Annotated in this window: 16 protein-coding genes; 7 read left to right on the top strand and 9 right to left on the bottom strand. The window is 53.5% G+C overall.

Translation table 11 applies throughout. From position 1 onward, the window contains the following. Window positions 1-12 precede the first annotated feature (12 nt). Window positions 13-804, bottom strand: a complete 792-nt coding sequence (locus tag F7231_RS20765; RefSeq protein WP_085412901.1) for a DUF3108 domain-containing protein — start codon at window positions 802-804, stop codon at window positions 13-15. Window positions 805-817: 13 nt separating this feature from the next. Further along, window positions 818-1,855, bottom strand: a complete 1,038-nt coding sequence (locus F7231_RS20760) for an aminopeptidase (protein ID WP_166693395.1) — start codon at window positions 1,853-1,855, stop codon at window positions 818-820. A gap of 195 nt (window positions 1,856-2,050) precedes the next feature. Here F7231_RS20760 and F7231_RS20755 point away from each other — a divergent pair, with 195 nt between their 5' ends. Next, window positions 2,051-2,338 carry a YtxH domain-containing protein gene (locus tag F7231_RS20755; protein ID WP_085412903.1) on the top strand — a complete coding sequence of 96 codons (288 nt, stop codon included), beginning with the start codon at window positions 2,051-2,053 and terminating at the stop codon, window positions 2,336-2,338. Window positions 2,339-2,741: 403 nt separating this feature from the next. Then, window positions 2,742-8,963 carry an SdrD B-like domain-containing protein gene (locus tag F7231_RS20750; RefSeq protein ID WP_166693394.1) on the top strand — a complete coding sequence of 2,074 codons (6,222 nt, stop codon included), beginning with the start codon at window positions 2,742-2,744 and terminating at the stop codon, window positions 8,961-8,963. A gap of 189 nt (window positions 8,964-9,152) precedes the next feature. Here F7231_RS20750 and F7231_RS20745 read toward each other — a convergent pair whose 3' ends face one another. The 4 genes from F7231_RS20745 to F7231_RS20730 form a co-directional block, all read right to left on the bottom strand. Next, window positions 9,153-11,231: a thioredoxin domain-containing protein gene (locus tag F7231_RS20745; protein ID WP_166693393.1), complete on the bottom strand. Its 2,079-nt coding sequence runs from the start codon at window positions 11,229-11,231 to the stop codon at window positions 9,153-9,155. Between the two features lie 96 nt (window positions 11,232-11,327). Further along, on the bottom strand, window positions 11,328-13,001 hold the full coding sequence (locus F7231_RS20740) for a T9SS type A sorting domain-containing protein (RefSeq protein ID WP_166693392.1): 1,674 nt from the start codon (window positions 12,999-13,001) through the stop codon (window positions 11,328-11,330). A 168-nt stretch (window positions 13,002-13,169) separates the two neighbouring features. Next, window positions 13,170-13,784 carry a hypothetical protein gene (locus F7231_RS20735; RefSeq protein WP_166693391.1) on the bottom strand — a complete coding sequence of 205 codons (615 nt, stop codon included), beginning with the start codon at window positions 13,782-13,784 and terminating at the stop codon, window positions 13,170-13,172. Between the two features lie 158 nt (window positions 13,785-13,942). Beyond that, window positions 13,943-14,617, bottom strand: coding sequence for an outer membrane beta-barrel protein (locus F7231_RS20730; protein ID WP_085412908.1), 675 nt, complete (start codon window positions 14,615-14,617; stop codon window positions 13,943-13,945). A gap of 387 nt (window positions 14,618-15,004) precedes the next feature. Here F7231_RS20730 and F7231_RS20725 point away from each other — a divergent pair, with 387 nt between their 5' ends. Both F7231_RS20725 and F7231_RS27775 read left to right on the top strand, forming a co-directional pair. Further along, window positions 15,005-15,781, top strand: a complete 777-nt coding sequence (locus F7231_RS20725) for an NAD(P)H-quinone oxidoreductase (RefSeq protein ID WP_310589364.1) — start codon at window positions 15,005-15,007, stop codon at window positions 15,779-15,781. Continuing rightward, window positions 15,775-15,972 (top strand): zinc-binding dehydrogenase, encoded by a 198-nt coding sequence (locus tag F7231_RS27775; RefSeq protein ID WP_310589363.1) that lies wholly within the window; start codon window positions 15,775-15,777, stop codon window positions 15,970-15,972. The genes F7231_RS20725 and F7231_RS27775 overlap by 7 nt, the downstream gene beginning before the upstream one ends. Here the strand turns inward: F7231_RS27775 and F7231_RS20720 are convergent. The 3 genes from F7231_RS20720 to F7231_RS20710 form a co-directional block, all read right to left on the bottom strand. Then, a complete protein-coding gene (locus F7231_RS20720) occupies window positions 15,965-16,285 on the bottom strand; it encodes a hypothetical protein (RefSeq protein ID WP_166693390.1) in 321 nt (106 codons plus the stop codon). The two genes, F7231_RS27775 and F7231_RS20720, sit on opposite strands and share 8 nt — an antisense overlap. A 55-nt stretch (window positions 16,286-16,340) precedes the next feature. Next, window positions 16,341-17,939 (bottom strand): cryptochrome/deoxyribodipyrimidine photo-lyase family protein, encoded by a 1,599-nt coding sequence (locus tag F7231_RS20715; protein WP_166693389.1) that lies wholly within the window; start codon window positions 17,937-17,939, stop codon window positions 16,341-16,343. Between the two features lie 70 nt (window positions 17,940-18,009). Then, window positions 18,010-18,210 (bottom strand): hypothetical protein, encoded by a 201-nt coding sequence (locus F7231_RS20710; RefSeq protein WP_157510630.1) that lies wholly within the window; start codon window positions 18,208-18,210, stop codon window positions 18,010-18,012. Between the two features lie 137 nt (window positions 18,211-18,347). Here F7231_RS20710 and F7231_RS20705 point away from each other — a divergent pair, with 137 nt between their 5' ends. The 3 genes from F7231_RS20705 (at window position 18,348) to F7231_RS20695 (ending at window position 23,265) form a co-directional block, all read left to right on the top strand. Beyond that, entirely contained in the window at window positions 18,348-19,154 is an 807-nt protein-coding gene (locus tag F7231_RS20705) for an SDR family oxidoreductase (RefSeq protein WP_085412913.1), read from the top strand. A 74-nt stretch (window positions 19,155-19,228) separates the two neighbouring features. Next, window positions 19,229-21,862, top strand: coding sequence for an MGH1-like glycoside hydrolase domain-containing protein (locus F7231_RS20700; RefSeq protein WP_166693388.1), 2,634 nt, complete (start codon window positions 19,229-19,231; stop codon window positions 21,860-21,862). A 176-nt stretch (window positions 21,863-22,038) separates the two neighbouring features. Then, window positions 22,039-23,265 carry an ABC transporter permease gene (locus F7231_RS20695; RefSeq protein ID WP_166693387.1) on the top strand — a complete coding sequence of 409 codons (1,227 nt, stop codon included), beginning with the start codon at window positions 22,039-22,041 and terminating at the stop codon, window positions 23,263-23,265. Window positions 23,266-23,409: the final 144 nt, after the last annotated feature.

Raw genomic sequence — 23,409 nt, 5'->3', positions numbered from 1 at the left:
ACTGCAGATCTGTTAGTTTCTAAATGCCAGCGGGTGTTTCAGGCCTGAGTGTGATTTGATATCCATGTCGAGGGAGCCAATCGACAATTCCACTTCGACTTTCAGCGGCACTTTATTTGCGTCGTCGGATACCCACATCAACAGCGCGTTTTCTCCCTTGAAAAATCCGTTGGTCGACAGGATGGGGCTGAGCTTAATGGTGTTGATCTTCCCGAATTTTGTCTTGATCGCCTCCTTACCCCGGTACCTCACTTTCATGTTGTAGACCGTATCGTCATAAAAAGCGGGCAGTTCGATTATGGTACCCACGCCAATTTTGTTGAAGTCGATGGTGCGCAGAAAATAATAGCTGCTCACAACATCGTGCACGTTTTCAGGCACTTTAAACAGATCTTTCTCGGTGCGTTCCTCGGCCTTTACCGTATTGGTCGCGTGGTTGAAGGTCATATTTTCCTCCTTCCGATAGCTGTTTTCCTGAATGTTGGTGTAAAATTTCTGCGGAAGAATAGCCGATGTATCAATGTAAGACCGCCAGGTGTCGCGCACTTTCGTCACTAGATCGAACGCGCCGGTGGTGCGACCAAATACGTTCACCTGGTAACAGGGGCGGCCGTTTACAGAATAGAGCGCCGGAGCCACATCGACCCGTGCTTCGGCAGCGTTGATAATGCCATAGTGCACGCGATATTCGAGATGCTCGCCGGGGCCAAAGCTTGTATTAACAACCCGACGGTACGTGTTAGCCGTTGTAAAGGCGGCCGTAAGAATAAGTAATATGCCTAGCGCGATACCCGTTTTCTTCATGGCAATCAAACAGTTATAGAGACGGATAGGTGTTTTTCAGATGTGATAAATAACGCGGAAAGTCACTATTAAATTGAGTAACAAACTCAGTTTTGAACCGGTTCTGCTGTTTTCTGTACGTTAGAAACCCTACAAAGTACGCATTGTTGGGCAAGTCAGTTTTTAACCAGACCCGTCTATCCACTGAACGGTTCGAACGCATATCTGGCAACGTGTCAGTAGAAGTCATGATCGTTTCAATCAGTTTCCACTTCATAGCTTCTTTGACGGCCACCGGTGTTGAAGGTTTAACGGTTTTATAAGCACTGTCGAGTTTTTGGGTTCCACGCAGAATGTGATCATCGAACCGTTCGTAGTAAGCTTTGGTGGCCAGGTAATTCCGATAAGGCAGCGAATCCCGGCCGTATTTCTGTGCCATGAACCGCTCGGCTCCGTACTCACCCACAAAGTCGGCGAGATTCTCGTTGTATTCAAGTTGATCCTTGATAAACAGTGTACCGTGTGTCAGTTCGTGAATAATCAGTTCGGCCAGACTCCATTCATTTCGTTTCAGCATACTCGACAGAATAGGGTCTTTGAAAAACCCTAATGTTGAATAGGCGGCTACTTCGTTGATACGGGTGTCGTAGCCTTGTCGTTGCAGCGCACTATCAGCTTCTACAAGCCGTTTTCGATCAAAAAATCCTTTGTATGAGAATGTGCCAAGGAGCGGAATGTCGTAAGTGACTGGCTTGAGTTCGTAGCGCTCTGAACCAACCAGAACCCACATCAGCGGTTTTCCGGCCTGATCGTGAAATGTGGTGAAGTTACTGGATGGATTGAGCCCGAGTGAATCCTGAGCAAACTGTTTGATTTCCTGAATAAGCCGAATCTTTGTTTTCAGCGAGTCGGGATAGGTAGGGTTAGCCAGCACCTCGGCAACAGAGCGGGTATGCAGCATGATGTTTAACTGACCCTTCGCCTGCATGTAGCCGTAACTAACCCATTCGCGTTGCCAGATGCCCAGGGCAAGCAACAGCACCAGAAAACCCAGAAATAATCGCCGTATCATGTGAGCAAAGGTAAAAGGTGAATGGGTGAAAGAGGTAGGAGTGCCTCTGTCACGGTAACAACCTGATTATTCTTTGACTCCAGGCCGCTTCCACGAGTCCTGCCCCCGCGCCGCTCGTCACTCTTTCCCCTTGTATTTCTTTCACTCTATACATAAAAGCGGTACGTTCGTAGCTCACTAAACAGCACAAAACCAATGGCAGTCAATGCAAAACACCTGGCCACGTTTATTTTGGGTGCCGCCGCCGGCGTTGCACTGAATAAATACCTGCAAACTGAAGACGGCGAAAAGATGATGGCCGATCTGAAGGAAAAGGGGACCCAACTGAAGTCAGAGGCGGAAGGGGCCATCGACAATGCGCCTGAGTATTTCGAGAAGTTGAAGACACAATTGGCAGAAATGCTGAAAACGAACTTTCCTAACGCTGAACAGGCAATTGACGATGTGCTAGGCAAGAAACCCGAAACAGATCTTCCAGCTTAGGTGCGCTTGTCATCTAGCTAAAGGAGGCCATCGGATACGTCCGGTGGCCTTTTTTGTTAATTAGTAACTCGGCAGGAGGGGTATGAACTCTTCATTCGCGTAGTTCTTTCGCATCAACTGTTTATGTTTTTACTGCCTGTAGCGCAGCAGTTGTTTGCAGGAACAACTAGCCCACCTATGTACTTAATTGCCCACAAAAAGTATGCCTAACACATATGCGCAACTTTCGATATTATTGGAATAGTACAAAAATATAGGCGTTATTGCATTGTGTAATGGTATTATTTGGATATTGTAACTAAATAGGCACATTTACTGGCTATGTTTTCTGCCGCACCAAAAGGCTAGTGTGGTGGCATAATTTTGGCGATGTTTTGGGCGCATACTACCTAGCGACCAAACTATGACCAAGATCTCCCTGCTAAGGTTGACTAACATTGGAAACCAATTAGCGAAGGCCTCATTAGTTGCCGCGGTTGGTCAACGATTAATCCCCCTATTTACCTGTGTACTTCTTGTTCTGACTTCGTCGGTACAGGCCCAGGTGACAGGGACTGTTTTCCGCGACTACAATGCCAACGGAACTTACCAAAGTATTCCTCTTTCAGGTACGTATTCGTATGGCGAACCTGGCGTAGCTGGCATTACGGTAGTAGCCACTACATCCACTACTTCGTTTACAACCACATCAAGTAGTACGGGGAGCTACACGTTTACCAATGCTCAATTGCCGTCTGGTACGGCCGTCCGACTTCAATTTTCTGGCTTTTCGGCGACCAACTTCGATTTTGACGGTGGACAGTTAGCCACAGGTGGTACTACGACGTCGATCCAGTTTGTGACGGCAGGCACCAGCACTACCGCCAATTTCGGGTTTAACTACCCCGGTGATTACTGCCAGACATTTGCCCAAACTACCGTGGTCACCTCCTGTTTCAACGCAAGCGCCGTGTTGACAGATGGAGCTATTGTCGAGTTTGCGCCGTCAGAAATCTCGGATCCCGCACGTCCATTTGTAAATGGCGTTACTACCATCAGTGCCCAGTTTTCGCTGGCTCCCACCATGACCAAACGGGTACTGGCTAACCAGGCGCAGGTTGGTACAGTAAACGGCTTTGCCTATCACCGTCGAAGCAAAATTCTTTTTGCAGCCGCTTTCGCCCGCACAGCTTCACCAGTCCGGAATGGATTGGGGGCTATTTACGCGATCAACCTGTCGTCGCCTACGCCTACCACGGCAGTATTTGCGACCGTTGCCAACGTAGGGGCGCTGATCGGTGGCGTTGTGTCGCAGACAAATGTTGGTAAGGTCGGTCTGGGCAACATTGCTTTGTCGGAAGATGAACGCACGCTGTACGCGATTAACCTGAATGCCCGCACGCTGGTGAGTATTCCCCTCGGTGCCGGTACACCAACGGCTGGAACCGCCACTACCGTGGCCATTCCCGGCCCGGCAGACTGTACTGTCGATTATCGACCTTTTGCCATCCGGGTACACCGGGGCAAAATATACATTGGTATAACCTGCGGTTCGGGTACAGAGGCGAACCTGAAAGGATACGTGTATGAATACAACGGATCTACGTTTACCACCGTACTAACCATTCCGTTTACATACCCCCGCGCCGACGACGGCGTCAGTGAGACAAACTCAAGTGACGCCAACTATTACGGGTTCAACACGTACCCAACCTATATCCGTAACAACATGGGGTGGGTGGATTGGAACACGTATCCCGTGTTAGACGAATTTCCGACAGGCCCATCTACTGCTAGCACGACTGGAGCCGGTCCACGTGCCAAGACACAGCCCTGGCTAACTGATATTGCCTTCGACGGGTCAGACATGATTTTGGGTGTTCGTTCACGGCTCGCCGACGCGGTTAACCTGAGTACCTGGGTTGTAGGTGGGGATATTTTGCGGGCCTGCTCCGTAACACCCGGCAGCTGGACGCTGGAGAGCAACGGGGTATGTGGTGGTGTAAGATCATTTGTAGGCACAGCCCCGCCTACCACTGATCCCTATACGACAAGTCAGCGCGTTCAGGGCAATAGCCGTGGGCCAGGTGGCTATGAGTATTACTGGGGTGACGATGGTTTTGAAGGCGAAGCTTCACAAGGCTCTGTGCTGCAACTACCCGGATCACCAAACGTGATTGTTACGCAGGTAGACGTAGTTGGGCATACCGGGCAGGTCGGGGTGATGAGTATGAGCAACAAAGAAGGCCGCGTAACTGCCGCCGGAAACGTGTTTTACGGATACAATACGGACGGCACCTCATCAAATAACATCGGGAAATCGAATGGATTAGGTGGCCTTGAGGCTACCTGTAATCCGGCCCCCATCGAAATTGGTAACCGGGCCTGGATCGATACTGACAAAGATGGTATACAAGATCCCGGTGAATTACCGCTGGCGGGGTTGGTCGTTCAGCTATTTGCGCCTAATGGCACTACGCCGCTGGCCACTACTGTCACCGACAACAACGGGTTGTACGTATTTCGGTCGACGTCGACTACAGCGTTGACCTACAATACAGCTTACCAGATTCGAATTCCTGCCAGTCAGACCGCACTTACAGGTTATGCCTTTACGGTTCAAAACCAGGGCACCAATGATCTGATCGATAGCGATTTTGTGCCGGGAACAACAACGGCCACGCTTTCGCTCACAACGGGTGGGATAGGACAAAATAATTTCACGTTCGACATTGGTATAATTCCCTGTTCGTTTACCGCTATTACACGGGCTAGCAGCAGTAACGTATGCGTGAATCAGTCGATTTTATTGACCACACAGGTGAGCCCGTCTGGAAGCTACACGTATTCGGTGGCTGCGCCAGCTGGCGTAATTGTTACCGGAGGCAATACGGCTACAGCCACAGTTAGTAATCTGACCACGGGGGTAAACAACTTCACCGTTACTATTTTGAACGGTCCCACCTGCTTCACGACCAATGTCGTGTCTGTTACGGCCAGTGCTACGCCACTTATTACATTGACGGCGTCGCAGTCAGCTGTTTGTCTGGGGCAACCTGTCACGCTGGCTGTGAGTGGGGTACCTCTGGGTGGTGTTGTTACCTACGGTACACTGGGGCCGTTAGGCACGCTACTGAGTCCTACTACGTCGCCAGTATTCAGCCCGACCGCAACAACTACGTATACAGCATCTGTGTCCGTATTAGGCATAGGCGGGTTGACTACAATATTAACCAGCTGCCCGCTAACCGTGTCGGTCAATCAGCCGCCTGTTTTGTTGCCGATTAGTTTGAGTCTATGTGCAGGAACTGTAGTCAACCTGAATAGTCTAAGTGGGTTGAGTGGGTTGACTAATGTATTCCGTACAGGTCTTGTGACTGGTTTAGGAACACAAGTAAGCTCACCGACAACTGTGACTATCGCAACCGGAACGAATCAATTCAATGTAGTGTCGACCAATCCGGCTGGCTGTACAGCAACGGCACCAATCAGCATTACGGGTGTGGCTGTACCTGCATTGTCGCCAATCAGCCTAAGCCTGTGTGCGGGTAGTGTGATGAACCTCAACAGCCTGACAGGCCTGAGCGGGTTGACCAATGTCTTCCGCACGGGTAGTTTACTTGGGTCAGGTACGTTGGTCGGCTCGCCCACGGCCGTTACCATTGGCACAGGCGTCAACCTATTCAACGTAGTGTCGACCAATCCAGCCGGTTGTACAGCAGCCACGCCAATTTCTGTCACGGGTGTCGCCGTTCCCACCCTATCACCAATTAGCCTGAGCTTATGCGCTGGTACTGTGTTGAACCTGACTAGTCTAAGCGGATTGAGCGGTCTGACCAACGTTTTTCGGACAGGTAGCCTGCTAGGGTCAGGTACATTGGTGACTTCCCCAACCACGGTGACCATCAGTAGCGGCGTTAACCTATTCAATGTAGTGTCGACTAACCCGGCTGGCTGTACGGCGGCGGCACCAATCAGCATTACGGGTGTGGCTGTACCTGCATTGTCGCCAATCAGCCTGAGCCTGTGTGCGGGTAGTGTGATGAACCTCAACAGCCTGACAGGCCTGAGCGGGTTGACCAATGTCTTCCGCACGGGTAGTTTACTTGGGTCAGGTACGTTGGTCAGCTCGCCCACGGCCGTTACGATTAGCACGGGGGCGAATCTGTTCAACGTAGTCTCGACCAACCCGTCGGGCTGTACCGCTGCTACGCCAATCAGCGTAACTGGAGTGGCTATACCAGTTCTGTCGCCGATCAACCTGTCATTGTGCGTGGGGACGACTTTAGACCTAACCAGTTTGAGCGGGTTAAGTGGGTTAACGAATGTCTTCAGAACAGGTAGCCTGCTGGGGTTGGGGACGTTGGTGACTTCCCCAACCATGGTGACTGTCGGTACGGGGGTGAATCTGTTCAATGTGGTCTCGACCAATCCGTCAGGCTGCACAGCTGCTACCAGAATTAACGTGACAGGCATCGCCTTGCCAGCCTTGTCGCCAAGCAGTCTAAGTCTGTGTGCTGGTGTTTCGCTGGACCTGACCACCCTAATCGGTGCCAGTGGATTGACTAATGTGTTCCGGACGGGTAGCCTACTGGGGCAAGGGTCACTCATTAGTACACCGACGGCCGTAACCATCGCTGCGGGTGAAAATCTGTTCAATGTGGTGAGTACGGGTACGTTCGGTTGTACGGCGGCGGCACCGATCTCTGTCACCGGTGTGGACGTGCCCGTAACTTCGCCGATCAATCTCTCACTTTGCGCCGACATAGGTACGCCTGTCAACCTAAGCGCTATTCTGGCCAGCAATGGCAGTGTATTGGGTCTAACGTCTATCTTCCGTCTGGGCGGAATCGACGGCTCGGTGATTGCCAATCCTGAAAACGTTAGCCTGGCTGTGGGCAGCAACCTGTTCAATGTAGTGTCGACGAATCCAACAGGTTGTACCATCATTACGCCTATTCAGGTAACACTCGAGGTAAAGCCTGTACTGTCGATCGCGGCTACTATACAGTCACAGACTGTTTGCGAAGGGGCTACTCCGCTGCCCATTACGGCCACTGTAATTAGTGGTACGGTAGCCAGCAGCGCATTCTATGGTCCGCTGGTTGATATAGCCAGCCCATTGGGCACGGCTATCGGTACGGGCCTTAGCTACACGCCAACAAGTGCTCAACTGCCAGCGCCGGGCGAAACCGTCTACTTTGCACTGGTTGCCGACAGCTCGTCAAGTTGTTCAGATGTCGTTTATGTTGCGCTGACAACTGCCCCGTTACCGACTGTGACAACCACGAGCTTGAGTATTTGCCTCGGCGAATCGGTCGATTTGCGCACACGGGTGACGACGGAAGCGGGAGCTACCAGCGCGTTTTTCACGACATTCTCCAACGCCCAGAGCTTACTCAGCCCGCTGACCAGCACCACGGTGACGCCAACGCTAACGACCCCTTACTTTACACGGGTTACCTCGCTGCTTACCGGTTGCTTCAGCATCGAACCGATTCAGGTGACAGTGAAACCAAAACCTGATTTGGTAGCTAGCCAAACGCTCGTCTGCGGACCGCTGGGACAGGCGCCAACATCGGCTACTCTAACTGCTTCACCAACTGGAGGTACGTGGAGCAATACGCCCGGTAATCCATCCCTGGCTAGCTTTACCACCAATGCTGCATCAACAACAGTAGGCGGTTTAGTTGCTGGTACATACCAATTTGATTACACTGCTGACGGCTGTACTGCCACTACGTCGGTTGTGGTGCCGACTTGCGAGATTGTTTGTGCGATTACGCTAACAGCCAACGCAGCGAGTTCAACCGTTGCTGAAGGACAGCCGGCCTACCTGTCGGCCACGGTAGCACCGGCTGGTAGCTACACATATGTGTGGAGTGCTCCGGCTGGGGTAACTATCACGTCAACCAACTCGGCCACGGCGACAACGGCTGGTTTGGCATCCGGTATCTACACGTTTACAGTGACGGCAACAAATGAAGTCGCCTGTACGCAAGTGGCAACGGTTTGTGTTACGGTGCCTTTCACGGTCTGTGCGGGCAGCGACTATGCATTTAGCCTGACTACGGTGGCTGGCTTCAACACATACCAATGGCAGTATACGGCACCCGGATCAGCCACCAGCACAGTGGTACAGAGCTCAAGTGCTAACAGCTACATTGCCACACAGGCAGGCGAATACCGGGTCGTTATTCTGGACAACGCTGGCAGTAGCTGCCCTGGTAATTCGTGCTGCCCGCTTATCATTGTCGAGCGCTCGGCACCAGTTTCGTTATCAGTAACAGCCCTAGCGGCCACTTGTAGCAGCACCGCACCGGCCGCCCAGAATAATGCTCAGCTCGTGTTGGCCGCTCCAGTGGTGTCGGGAGCAACGTATAATATCAGCCCCGGCGCTACATTCTCGGCGGCTAACGCACTATTTGCCACCAATCAGTCGCTGGCGGGTTTAACGACGGGCAGCGTGCTGCAAGCGGATCTGGTTAACCCGGCAACGGCGACAGGCGACACATATACCGTACGTGTGTTCACAGCTGAGGGCTGCTTTGCCGACACAGTGGTTACCATTCCGCGTACCGATTGTGACTGTCCACCTGTTAAATGCGTGCCATTCATGGTCAGAAAAGTGGCAACAAACCGATAGATTGACTGACAGTAAGGCTGCCTCTTCAACGGAGGCAGCCTTAAAAAAGGGGGCTGCTTTGACATAAAGTGCCCGCCCAGGTTGTGGGGAAACACATACTCTATCTCCCGTCAGATCTGTACGAGCTGCCTTAGATACTAAAAAAGCCGCCAGTCTTTCGACTGGCGGCTTTTACCTGTTTAGCTGAACTCACTTCACGATTTTCCACATGGCCTCTACGCTGGTAACGGGGAGTTGACACGCGCGGTTGTAGCACACGTAAATCGCGGTTTGGTCGTTAATCGTGCCACGTTGTTGCAGCAACGGTAACGAACTGCTGTTGTGTGTGCCGGCAATAACTTTATTAGGGAAAAACTGCCGGTCAATTTCCTGCCGATAGGCCATGGCTTCGGGGCCAACGAGGGCTATTTCGGAAGTAGGACGTACCCGCATGGCATACAGCGACGCCCAGTTGGTCAGGTAGCTGACTTCATTGGTCATCAGCGGCTGAATCAGCCCAAGCATGGCGTCGGCCCGCTGCCCGTAGTCGGGGCGTTCCAGCAGTAGGCTGAGCGTGTAGAGATTGTGCGCCATGATCGAGTTCGAAGCCGGGATTACGTTGTCGAACAGCTCTTTCTTACGCGCAATCAACTCTTCGCCCGATTTATCGGTAAAGAAAAACAGTGGATCGGGCACGGCATCTGCGCCTGTTTCCGACGTACCCGGATCATCGAAGTGCGCGAGAACGTATTGCGTCAGCTTGTCGGCTTCGGTGAGCCAGCTTTCAGTAAACGTAGCCTGATACAGCGCCAGATAGCCGTCGATTACCGTAGCGTAGTCGTCGAGAAAGCCGATTTGCCGGGCACGGCCGGGCTCGCCTTCTTTCTTTTTGTAGGTGTGCCAGAGGCGGCCCCCATTGCGCTGGTCGGTCAGTGTCTGGTTGATGAAGAAGGCCAGCCGCAACGCAATCGTCAGGAAATCGGGTTCGCCAAAAACGCGGTAGGTCGTTACCAACCCTTTTAGTGCCAGTCCGTTCCACGAGCACAGAATCTTATCGTCTAGGCCGGGGCGAATTCGTTGATCGCGAACGGCCATCAGCTTCCGGTGTGTATCAGCCAGTTTCTGATCCAGTTCGGCGGCGGACCAGCCTTGTTGATCAGCAAAAGCGGGGTTCGTTTCGGTGCGGTGCAGAATGTTCGTCCGGCCATGCCCATGACCAATGTCCCAGGCACCTTCGGGCGTGATGGTGTATAGCTTCGCGAACCAGTCGTAGTCGTCGCCCAGCACCTGCTGCAATTCGTCGGCCTGCCAAGTGTAGAATTTGCCTTCAATGCCTTCACTGTCGGCGTCGAGGGCCGAGAAGAAACCGCCTTCGGGCGCGAGTAACTCGCGTTCCATGAAGCGGATGGTACCGTACACGGTGTCTTTGTACAGTTTGTTGCCGGTCAGCGTGAAGGCTTCGGAGTAGAGCGTCAGCAGTTGCGCATTGTCGTACAGCATCTTCTCGAAATGCGGCGCAAACCAATAACGATCGGTTGAATACCGCGCAAAACCGCCGCCAATCTGATCGTAGATGCCACCCAGCGCCATGCGGTTGAGGGTGAGCACTAGCTGGTTGAAAGCCGAGGGGTCGCCGGTGAGGTCGGCGTAGCGAAGAAGAAAGCCATAGAGCGCGGGCATCGGGAATTTAGGGGCCCGGCCCGTGCCGCCATCCTCAATGTCGAAGCGCGAGGCCAGCTTGCGGTACATGGCTTCCACCGTTTCAAGGGCGTAGATCGGATCGGTATTGCTCAGCTTAAACCGCTCCGTTTCCGACGAGTTCAGGTGATTGGCAAACCCCTCCGCCGACTCGGCAAGCTGGCTCCGGTTGTCGTCGAACGCCTGCCGAACGCCGTTCAGCAGGTTATGCCAGTTTTGGGGCGGGGCATAAGTGAGGCCATAGAACGGTTTGGCATCGGGCATCAGGAATACGTTGAGCGGCCAGCCGCCCTGAACACCCATGGCCTGCACCGCTTCCATATAAATGGCATCTACGTCGGGCCGTTCTTCGCGGTCTACTTTGATGCACACGAAGTGATGGTTCATTGCCTGGGCAATCGACTCGTTCTCAAACGATTCGCGCTCCATGACGTGACACCAGTGGCAGGCCGAATAGCCAATACTGACTAGAATGGGTTTGTCTTCGTCGCGCGCACGTTGCAGGGCTTCTTCCCCCCACGGATACCAATCGACAGGGTTATGGGCATGTTGAAGCAGATAAGGTGATGATTCAGTGCTAAGGCGGTTCATGGGAAGAAGAGAGGTTTACCGTTTGTGATTTGCCGTTGCGTTGCTAACCAACCACATGGGGAAGTAGCAGCGAAACGCCAAACCAAAAAAGGCAAACTAGTTTATGATCAATTGCTTGCTCACGCCACCGGTGCGTACCAGGTACAGACCGGCGGGGATCGTACTGATATCAATGACGAGCGGGCCCGAAATGTTCACAAATTGGCGGATAACCCGTCCCTGCGCGTCGATCAGGGCCACGTTTTCCCGTTGTCTGGTCTCTACCGTTACCTGATGCCGGGCGGGGTTGGGATAGAGCCGCAGGTCGGGCAGCAGGGGCGATTCGGTGGCGAGCAGGCTCAGATCGTACTGACAAAGCGCCACGTCGCGGCCGGTCAGCGTCAGGCTTCCCTGCCAGCTTTTGTAGCGGATAGGAACTACTGTTTGCTGGTTATCTGCCGCATACGGATTTTGGGCGGCAATCAGTAGTTTGTTGTTGCTGAACACGCCCCGCCAAACGGGTTGCTGGCTGTTCATCAGGTCGCGTGCGTTGGTTTCGGCCACCAATTCGTAGGTGCCCTGAAACTGACTGTTGAACTGCGAGAGTCGATACAGTCCGTGAATAAAATGCTCGTAGGCCGCGTGTATATCTTGCCGGGTGGTCGACAGGCTCAGCTGGTCCCAGAACCAGAGGCCTTTCGCGCCGGCCAACAAGGGGAAAATGGCGGTAGCCTCAGCCATTTGCGGCTGAATAAACGTGGGGTAATTGCCGCAGCAGTCGTGAAACCGCATCCAGACAAACGGAATTACCGGCTTGGCGCTCCAGGCCCGATTCGCTTCAATCTGAAACAACATGTAAGCCAGGTAGTCGCCGGCGAGTGGGCTGGGGCGGTTGTAATAGTAGTAGACCGACGGAGCCAGAAAGTCGAGCTGCTCATAGAAGTAGCCGCCCACGGCTGTTCCTGTCCCCTCTTTTGTGAGGTAACTGAGGCGGGTTGCGTTGGTGGTCCAGTCGGTCCAGGCGTTGGCCACTACGTTCAGGTACGTGTTACGAATGGGTACGTCGCTGTAGGTGCTAACGCGGGTTTGCGTTAGATCGGCCCGCTCGCGAAGGTAACGCAGTCCGTAGGCGTACAGGGCCACCATGTCATTTTTATAGGTACGCAGGAAATCAGCGTCGGGCAGGGCGCGGTACTGGGTGGGTATGGCGGGGTTTGTTTTCAGTCGAAGAATACCGGCGTCGGTGTCAATCTGCCGTTCAATATCGACCATCAGCACGTCGGCGGGGAGAACGAATTGGCCTGCTGCGTTGGTTTGACCGCCCGAGACGTCGCGGAGCCAGTTATCCCACTTGGTACGGTACAGGGCCATGTCATTCCCCCACGGACTTTCGAGCGTTTCCCACGGCTGATTCAGCCCGTAGACGAAGCCGGCGTATTCCAACGCCCGCTGTTGCCGGGTCGGGTTTTCGCCTGCCACCGGCCGCACCAGCCGGTTGAAACCGTGGGTCGATGGGCCATTGGCGTCGCCGGTCAGGCGGGCTCCGCCGTAAATGATAGTAAACGCGTCGGGGAGGGAAAAGGCCGGAAATTTGCTCCATTCGACTCGGTTAGGCTGACTAACGGGCGTGAACGACACGGGGTCGGCGCACCGCAACTGGGCCAGTCCGGGTACGTTGACCAGCAGCAGTAGCGCGAGTGTAAAAAGCTGGGTACGTTGCTGGTTATGCACGGTGTAAGGCCCGAAAGCCTGATTCGTCAGAATGGGTAGGGTATGTCTGGTTACACTCATCAGCGAAGTAACCGGGCGGCAAGGTCCTGCTGATTGGTGAAACGACAAAAATAGCAGGCCGAATCTTATCTAAAACAAGTAATCGATGTACCTGCGTATGGCTGGTTTAGGGTGAACGTCTTTTGGTTAATAAGCTATCAATCAGCCACTTGACGTTGACCATTGCTGTTAGTTTACAGATTGCAGCGCCTTAATGGTGTGTACCGTCCGGGTATTGTAAAACGCGTCGACTGTTGTGCCGTTCACTTCCAGCAGATCACTCGAAATGTAGTAGCGGAATTCGGTAATGGCTCCGTTGGGGGCTGTAATGAGTAACCGATCGGGTTCGTCGCCGGTGGTAAGTCCATCGACCCCAAGCACGCCCGTCACTTTACTGGCCGACGCCGTTACTATTGCTGGATCAGTAGTCAGCAACGACCTGCCGTTGATCTGAATGTCGAGGAGGGTATGGCTGCGCTTGCTGGTATACCGAAACGACACTGGTTTGCCAATCAGGCTGGTGAGGGTGTTGAGGCGAATAGCTGGCAGTTCGTTCAGATTAATGACAAATTGCCCGGGCGTTGGCCGCCCCGCCAGATCAATGTGTAGGGTGCAGTACGGGTAATCAGTATCTTGAACCTGTCTGAGCAGGCCCGTCGCGCTGAGTTCGTCGCTGTTGGTAGTTGTACTTCCTGTTGCTAAGAGGGGCGGTTCGGCCGTCGTTGAAGACACGGACTGCCCGCTTCCCTGCCTGAATACCAGCACGAGTAAGAGGGCAAGAAATACCGAATACCAACGTTTCATGAAATCGATTAGTCTCCCTGTTTAGTATCTGACGGGCTACCAACCAAACAACCGGCCGGGTGAATTATACCATGAACAGGACAGAAAAATCGTTCACAGTTCGTCAGCGCTGACGGGGTAATCGGAGCGATGGCGGCCAATCAGCCAGTATTATTCGGCTATAGGCTCACTAATACTGCAAAAGCCCCCCGGTATTGATAGGAGTCGCGAATCTGGTAGTTGCCGGCTGGATTGTAGCGAACAGCCGGTTCAAGTTGAAACGTAACTTGTGGCGTAACCGCGTACCGTAGCGTTGTTTGTACGCCATACCCCAGTTCAACTCGTGGGGCAACTATTCCCGTATCGGTAGTTGTAGTACTGCCAGCCGACGTAAACGTGGTTCGTTTCCCCGTTTGGGCCCTGTACTCGAACGCAATTCCACCGCCTACATACCATTGCAAACGGCTATTTGGCGCGAGTCGGTAGCCAATAGACAGCGGCGCGGTGATGAGGTGATACTCAGAATCGAACCGGAACACTCGGTTGGGATCGGGGTTAGTAATGTCGATATAATAATCAGAAGCCAGGAACGAAGCCTGGAGCGTCTGACGCTGGTAAAGCAATTTAGCGCCCACCAACCAGCGGTTTACCTGATACGAGGCATCCAGACCGCCATAAGCACTAGTGGGAATATGAATTTGTGTATAGTTTAAGTGTATGTCTTCGTCGACGTAACTGGTCTTGTTGACGCCAACCGTCGGCCCAATCATAAAGGAGCGCTTAGGTGTCGATTGAGCTAGTACCAACTGGGTAGTCAGGCAGCTAAAGGCAATAAGTAAATAAGTGGCTTTCATCGTAGATATGCGTTGAGAAAGGGTGTATACATCAGGATTAGCCTGTTGCAGTGACGGAACACGTCAACGACATACAGATTGGTACCAAGCGTTAAGACCCTTACTGCTGCTTATGGGTTGGTGCCACACCCGACTTTTAGTACTGACCGTGACGTTGATGGCCCCTATAGTCTCTCGCGGCCGGACAGCTTTTCTGGGCTTTCCCATTTTCGAATGCGTATATAGCCCCTATTAGGATCGACACCATCGTAAGGTAATACCTACTATAGTGGCCTGAATTTCAGGTGCCAACAGCAGAATAGTCTATTCAGTAGCCCGATTTTAAAGCTACCCGTCTGACCATTTTGCTCGCCAGTCAGTTAGTCTGTCTAAAGCCAGTTCAACTCTATGCACGCAATTAGTATTACACGCCCCGGTGATTCGTCTGTTTTACAGCTCGAAAATCGTCCTATACCCAAACCCGCTGCGGGTCAGGTGCTGATTCGGATACAGGCTGCAGGCATTAACCGCAGTGATCTGCTTCAGCGACAGGGCGGCTACGGAACTGATCCGACGGGGCAGATTCCGGGGCTAGAAGTGGCCGGTGTAATTGATCAGTGCGGCCCCGGCGTTGATCGCTGGCGGGTAGGGCAACGCGTATGCGCGCTGGTGAGTGGTGGTGGATACGCTGAGTATGTGGCCGTTGATCATCGGCATTGTCTCCCTGTTCCGTCTGAACTTACTTGTATTGAAGCGGCTGCGTTGCCCGAAGCCGTCATGACGGTCTGGTCGACGGTGTTTCAGTGGGGGCGGTTGAGTCCCGGCGAATCGTTGCTGGTGCATGGCGGGAGTAGCGGCATTGGCGTTACGGCAATTCAACTGGCCAAAGCGCTCGGTTCGCCGGTTTACGCCACCGCCGGGAGCGACGACAAATGCGCAGCCTGTGAAGACCTGGGTGCCACCCGTTGCGTCAATTATAAGAAAGACGATTTCGAGCAGGCACTCAACGGCATTCCCATTAATGTGGTGCTGGATATGGTAGGCGGCAAGTACACGGCCAAAAACCTGCGGTTGCTGGCGCTTGATGGTCGGCTGATGTTCATCAACGCCATGCAGGGAGCCGAAAGTCAGCTACATATTCCGACGCTGATGCAAAAGCGGCTACAATTAGCGGGAGTATGCTGAAACCGCGCGACGATGACTTCAAGGCCGCCCTAACCGAAGCGGTCACGCACCACGTTTGGCCGTTATTGGTGAATGGTCGATTAAAACCGGTTGTGTACCGTACGTTTCAGCTGGCCGATGCTGCGCAGGCACAAGACCTGATGAACAGCAGCGAGCATATTGGCAAAATCGTTCTCGAACTGCCTACATAAGCGAGAACACATTCCAGGCGATCAGAATGGTGTTGATCACGACCGTCGGTATTCTAATCAGATTCGCCAGGCGGCTGAGTGACTCGCCCATTCGGATCAGGAGGAAGAGCGAAAGGCTGCATAGGGCTACATTGAGCAGGGTCAGCAGCGTTGGGTGTTGCAGGAAATCGGGAAAATAGCCCAGGTACGTTTGCCGGGCCTGTTCGAACGACAGGCCGACACGGGTTGCCGCGTAAATCCAAAGGCCGAGGTTGAGCAGAACAAGCGCAGATAGAACCAAACCGAGGTAGAACGAAACGTTAGAATTTTTCATAGCGCGACACTGGAGAGGTAAAAACTAAGGTAACGCGGGCGGTAAAGGTACGGGTTTACGATTTAGCAGCGGGATGCGTGCCGGGTATCGTGTGCCGTTTTAAAATACGCTCCTTTTCGGTCTTGGCTGCCTCTGTTTTGCGGGGTTCGTGCAGCTTTATCCGGGCTTCGCGGCCTGTTTGCGTAATGTCGATGATGGGCGCGGGATAATCGAGGCCGACGTGAAAATGGGCCATGTTCTGTTCCAGCGGGGGCATGGTCCAGGGTTCGTGAATGTAGGCCACGGGGCAGTTGGCCAGCTCTGGAATCCACTGTTTAATAAACACCCCGGTTGGGTCGTGCTCCTGCGATTGCTTCACAGGGTTATAAATCCGGACGGTGTTGGTGCCCGTCATGCCTGCCTGCATCTGAATCTGGGCGTAGTGAATACCCGGTTCGAAATCGGTGTAGATCCGGGCCAGGTGCAGCGCGCCCTCTTTCCAGTGCTGCAGCAGGTGATGACTCAGAAAAGAGGTCAGCATGGCCCGCATCCGGAAATTGATGTAGCCCGTGGCAGTCAGGCAGCGCATGCAGGCGTCGATCATCGGGTAGCCCGTTTTGCCATCGTGCCAGGCGGCATAATGCGCTGGGTTTTGATTTTTAGTGAGCGCGTCGAAGGCCCGGTTTACATTCTCGAATTCGATACGGTCTTCGCTCTCAAATTTCTGAATAAAGTGGCAATGCCAACGTAAGCGCGACGCAAAGGCGCTGAATTGCCGGCCAAGTCCAGGTTGCGGTGGGTTCTTTGCCGTCAGCAACTGCGCCTGAAACACCTGCCGGATACTCAGGCAACCCCAGGCAATGTAAGGCGACACCCGGCTGCATCCGCGCCGACTTTCGAGTGGCTTGGAGATCGATTTGGCATAGTGGGCGATACGCTCGGTCAGAAAGCTGTCGAGGTAGCGAAAGGCGTTCTGTTCGCCGCCCGGCTGAAAAAGTGAGTCAGGTACGTGCCAGCTCGCCGGTAGGTCAGGACCACGCTCCGCCTCAAACCAGTCGTCGGGTACGTTAGCGGGTCGCCATCGGGCAAGGTCGGGGTGTTGCTGGGGAGCACGCATGGTTTTCTGCCAATCGTCGGCCCAGGTATCGCGGTTTTTCAATCGACGAATAACGCCGTTGCACTGAAACTCCTGCCAGCTAATTGCCTGCTCGCGGCAGTGACGGGCAATCGCTTTGTCACGGTCATACGTCACTTTCAAACCGGTTTCTTCATGCGAGAACAGCGTATCGATCGTGAATAGCTGATGCAACGTACCCAGCACCTCCAGTACGTCGCGTTGAAAAACCCATACCCGTGGCTGGCCGGTAACGGCTTCACTGGTTGCTTCAACGGGTTCATCATCGAACACAAACGGCAGCCATTCGTGGGTACGTACCTGTGGAGCAACTGTAGTCTGCATCAGCTTCGGCAACTGTCGGTTCAGGTCGGCAAGACACTCGGCCACAAACCGCCAGTGGCGCATGTCGTAATTAGGGTCGGCCATCACCGACGGCTCAAAACAGTATAGCAGCAGCAGTGGCTTGCCTGTGGCAATGGCCGCCTGTAACGGCGCATGGTCGCGTAGACGCAGATCGCGTTTGAACCAGAGAACGTTGATGGCTGGTCGGTGAGACATGTAGTGAGAATTCACTGTTCAGGCAAAATGTTCAGCTCACCACGCTGGCGAGCTGAACATACGCTGACAGCTACTCGTCGCGGTTCTCGTGGTTCGTTTTGCCCAAGAAATCGGGCTTCTCCATGCCATCCGATTCGTCGTTGATCTCGCTGTTATCAACGTCCGTATCCTCATCGATTGATTTTAGGAAATGGCCGGGTGGCGGGCCGTGGGGGACTGTCGACTGGGCGATGGTTGATTCGCCGGCTTCTGGATTTGGTTTTTCGGTCATGATAGTCAGTTCGTTTGCTTCCCCTAAAACCATCCGCAAAACTTAGAAAGCTATTAATTCAAGGCAACGGTTATAACTATCCAGCCCAAATTGAAGTAGTTGGAGTGGAATCAACGCGTTTACGACCACATAACACTATGGGTGATAAAAAATTGTCGGGCCAGACGGCGCTGGTAACCGGGGCCAATTCGGGAATTGGTGCAGGGGTAGCTAAGTCGCTGGGACAGGCTGGTGCCAACGTCATTATCAATTACGTGTCGAAGCCGGAAGATGCCGATGCATTGGTGGCCGAAATCAAAAGCTACGGTGTTGATGCGCTGGCCATTCAGGGCGACGTGTCGAAAGAAGATCAGGTACAGGCCATGTTCAGGCAGGTTGTAGATCACTTCGGTACAATCGATATTCTGGTGAATAATGCGGGACTGCAGCGCGACGCAAAGTTTGACGAATTGACCCTGGCGCAATGGCAAACGGTGATTGACGTGAACCTGACCGGGCAGTTTCTGTGCGCCCGTGAGGCCATTCGCGAGTTTCTGCGCCGCGGGCCACGGCCGGACGTGTCGCGGGCAACGGGCAAAATCATCTGCATGAGTTCAGTCCACGAGGCTATTCCGTGGGCAGGGCACGTAAACTATGCGGCCTCGAAAGGAGCCATTAAAATGCTGATGCAATCACTGGCGCAGGAATACGGCGACCGGCAGATTCGGGTCAACAGCATTTGTCCGGGAGCCATTCAAACACCCATCAATACCGGTGCGTGGAGCACGCCGCAGGCGCTGAATTCGCTGATGACGCTCATCCCCTACAACCGCATTGGGCAACCCGAAGACATTGGCAACCTCGCCGTTTTCCTGGCCTCCGACGATTCCGACTACATCACCGGTGCCAGCATCTTCATCGACGGCGGCATGACCGTACTGGAAAGCTTCTCGGACGGGGGATAAACTGATGGGAATGAACAGCCTTATCGTAAATCGGTTCTGTGCGGGGTAACTCGCATAGCGTAAATTGTAAGTACATGAATCCAGAATTAGACCGCTTACAGGAAAATGCCAAAAAGGCCGTGCCGCTCGAAAAGTGGGGGCCGTACCTGGCTGATCGTCAGTGGGGAACTGTACGCGAAGACTATTCGGCTAATGGCGACGCCTGGAACTCGTTTTCACACGATCAGGCCCGTAGCCGGGTGTATCGATGGGGCGAAGACGGCCTGATGGGGATTGCTGACCGGCGTATGAATGTTTGCTTCGGTCTGGCCCTCTGGAACGGAAACGATGGCTTGCTAAAGGAACGCCTGTTTGGCCTTACCAACAACGAGGGTAACCACGGCGAAGACGTCAAGGAGTTGTATTACTACCTCGACAACACGCCCACGCACTCGTACATGAAAGGGCTGTACAAATACCCGCAGGCGGCATTTCCCTACGAATGGCTGTTGCACGAAAACGGGCAACGTACCCGGAACGATCCTGAATTCGAGATTCTGCAAACCGGTGTTTTCGAGGACGGTCGCTATTTCGATGTGCTGGTTGAATACGCTAAGAACAACCCCGACGATATCTGTATCCGGATTTCGGTAACCAATCACGGCCCCGAGTCGGCCCCGCTGACGGTGCTGCCAACACTCTGGTGCCGCAACCGATGGGCCTTCGATCCAACATTTGCCAAACCAACCATCAGCCGCCGACCCGATATGCCCACGGCGGGGAACGTCTTTCTGTCGCACTTCCGGGCGGGCAACTACTACCTGTATTACCAGCCGGTCGACATTAGTCTGATGACTGATAACGAGTCGAATACGAAGCGGCTGTATGGTATGCCCAATGGGTCGCCTTTCGTGAAAGACGCGTTCCACGAAGCCGTTGCCGAGCATAACGACTACCTCTGCGACCTGCTGCGGGAAAACGAAACAGGAACCAAATTCGCACCGGTCTACAAAAAAGAGGTGGCCCCTGGCGAAACCTGGACCATTGCCCTCCGGCTGTGCAAGACCATCCAGACGCAGCCCTTCGATGCGACCTTCGATCAGGTATTTGCCGACCGGAAAGCCGAAGCCGATGCCTTTTATGAACCCCTGGTTCCTGCTGGTGCGTCGGCCGATTTGAAGCGTATTCAGCGGCAGGCGCTAGCCGGGCTGCTTTGGACCAAGCAATACTATCACTACGATATTCCGCACTGGTTGCGGGGCGATCCGGGGAATCCGCCGCCGCCGCCCGAGCGGCTGCTGGGGCGTAACCATACCTGGCGACACCTCAACAACGAAGACGTGATCAGCATGCCCGATAAATGGGAATATCCCTGGTATGCGGCCTGGGACCTGGCTTTTCACACGGTTCCACTGGCCATGGTTGACCCGGTGTTTGCCAAAAACCAGCTGATCCTGCTCATGCGTGAGTGGTACATGAGCCCGGCCGGGCAGATGCCCGCCTACGAGTGGAAGTTCTCGGATGTGAACCCGCCCGTGCATGCCTGGGCGGCGTTGTCGGTGTACCGGCTCGAACGGGCAATTTATAAGAATGAGGACATTCAGTTTCTGAAACGCGTCTTTCAAAAACTGCTCATCAACTTCACATGGTGGACAAACCGGCTCGACCCCGAAGAAGATAACGTATTTGCCGGGGGCTTTCTCGGACTCGATAACATTGGGGTGATTGACCGGAGCAACCTGCCGCCGGGTACGTTGCTCGAACAGGCCGACGCTACGGCCTGGATGGCCATGTATGCTCTGAATATGATGGACATTGCGCTGGAGATTAGCCGCCATGATCCATCGTTCGAGGATGTTGCCACCAAGTTTTACGAGCAGTTTGTGCTCATCTCCGAATCGCTGAATGAGTCGCTTTGGGACGAGGAGGATCATTTTTATTACGATCGGATCTATTCGCCAACGGCCCCGCCGAGGGTATTGCGGGTACGGTCTATCGTGGGGTTGTCGGTTCTGTTTGCCGTCTCGATTATCAAGCGGCATAAAAGCGAACCGCTGTCGGACTTCCTGAAGCGGGTACGTTTTTTTCAGACCTACCGCGCTGGCCTGAACCTGCCCATGCCCGACCAGCGGGTAACGCCCGATGGCGATATTCTGCTGTCGCTGGTATCGAAAGAACGGCTTGAATACCTGCTGGCCCTGCTGCTCGACGAGACCGAGTTTCTGTCGCCGGGTGGTGTCCGAGCTTTGTCGAAGTACCATGAAGAACACCCGTATGCGGTGCAACTCGATGGGCAGGTGCACTCGGTCAGGTACGTTCCCGGCGACTCCGATTCGGGGTTATTTGGGGGGAATTCCAATTGGCGGGGTCCGGTTTGGATGCCGATCAATTACCTGTTTATCAAATCTCTAAAAAAGTACTACCAGTTCTATGGTGATTCCCTCACGGTGGAATTTCCGACCGGATCGGGTAATCGGCTCAATCTGGTGGAGGTCTCCAACGAGCTGGCCAAGCGCATCGTGGCAACGTTCGAGGCTGATGAATCGGGCCACCGACCCATACATGGTCCGTTTAGCCCGTTCTATCAACGTCCCGAAAACGCAGACTTACTACTGTTTTACGAATACTTCCACGGTGACACAGCACAGGGTATTGGTGCCAGTCATCAAACCGGCTGGACGGCAGTAATCGCCGAACTTATCAACGACGACGCCTGGGAATGGGAGTAGGGCAAAGGTTGGATTGGCGACCGTTATGCCTACCGGTGAAATGGCGTTTACTCTGACCAGCCTGACTGGTCCGGGAAGCTACCTGTTTCGCCAATTGGCTAACGTTACCAAACCGACCGGGCAGGGTGGTAACCCGCCGTGTTGCTATCTTCGCTTTCCGTTTTCGCAGGTACGTCATGAATCTCCCCGTTTTTATTGCCCGTCGCTATTTCTTCTCCCGCCGCAAACGCAGCTTCATCAGCTGGCTGTCGTTGCTGGCCATGCTGGGCGTGGGCGTGGGTACCATGGCCCTTGTCGTGGTTCTTTCAGTGTTCAACGGCATGGAAGACCTGAACAGGCAAATCTTCAAATCGGTTGAGGCTGACCTGACTATTCAGCCCGTGACGGGCAAACGGTTTCAGGCATCACCTGCCTTGGTTGGCCAGTTGCGCAAACTCCCCGGCGTGCAGGTGCTGACGGGCGTAGCTACAGACAACGCCCTGGCCCGCTACGGCGACAGCCAGGCTGTAGTACGGGTAAAAGGTGTCGACAGTACCTACAGCCAGCGACATCAACTTGACTCGGTTATGGTTGAGGGACGGCAGGTGCTGACTCGCAACGGGTATAACTTTGCTATTGTGGCTGAAGGCGTTCGAAACAACCTGACGATTTCGCCCGAAGACCCGCTTACGCCGCTCGAGCTGCTGTTTCCGGACCGAAATAGACGACTTTCGTCTGTCTCGCCCGATGCCTTTCGGCAACAGCAGCTAAACGTCTCGGGTGTGTTTTTCATCGAGGCTACCAACTACGACGATCTTGTGCTGGTACCGCTGTCGGTGGCCCGTGAATTACTTGGCTACGCCGCCGACGAATATGCTAGTCTGGAGATTCAACTAACGCCCGGCACCGATGAAGTAGCGGTGCAAAAGATAATGCAGGAGCTTGTCGGACAGGCATTGCAGGTACGTACCCGTGATGAAATGAATCCCGACTTGTTTCGGGCTATTCGGATCGAGAAATTGTTTGTTACACTCACCCTAGCCTTTATTATCCTGATAGCGAGTATAAATACGTTTTTCTCGTTGTCGATGCTGGTGCTTGAAAAGAAGGCCGATATTGGAATTATGGGCGCGATGGGCGCAGATCCTGGACTTATCCGGCGTATTTTTTTGCTGGAAGGCGCAATTATTTCATTCACTGGTGCCGCAATTGGCTTGATTTTTGGATTGGGATTGTGTTACATACAGGAACGATACGGGCTTGTCGGATTTGGAACAACTTCGGCCATTGTCGACGCCTATCCGGTTAAAGTTGAGTATAAGGACTTGATTGTTACTGTATTAATTGTACTGGCAATAACGGCAATCACATCGCTATTTCCGGCAAAGCGGGCGGCCCACCAATTGGTGAGCGAACGAAAATAAACTATCGAAAACAGGTGTTACTTTCTATTAATATACTCGTCTTATAGACCAATCAATCGAATTTGTTTGCCAGTACGCTTTATCCAACGGATGTCAATTGAAGTACTTCAGTATTAATTATCAATAAAACTCGAAAAGATGTAT

This window comes from Fibrivirga algicola (assembly GCF_011742925.1).
Taxonomy (GTDB): Bacteria; Bacteroidota; Bacteroidia; order Cytophagales; family Spirosomataceae; genus Fibrella; species Fibrella algicola.
The sequence above is the reverse complement of the archived record's forward strand: the minus strand, read 5'-3'. Positions and strand labels throughout refer to the sequence as shown.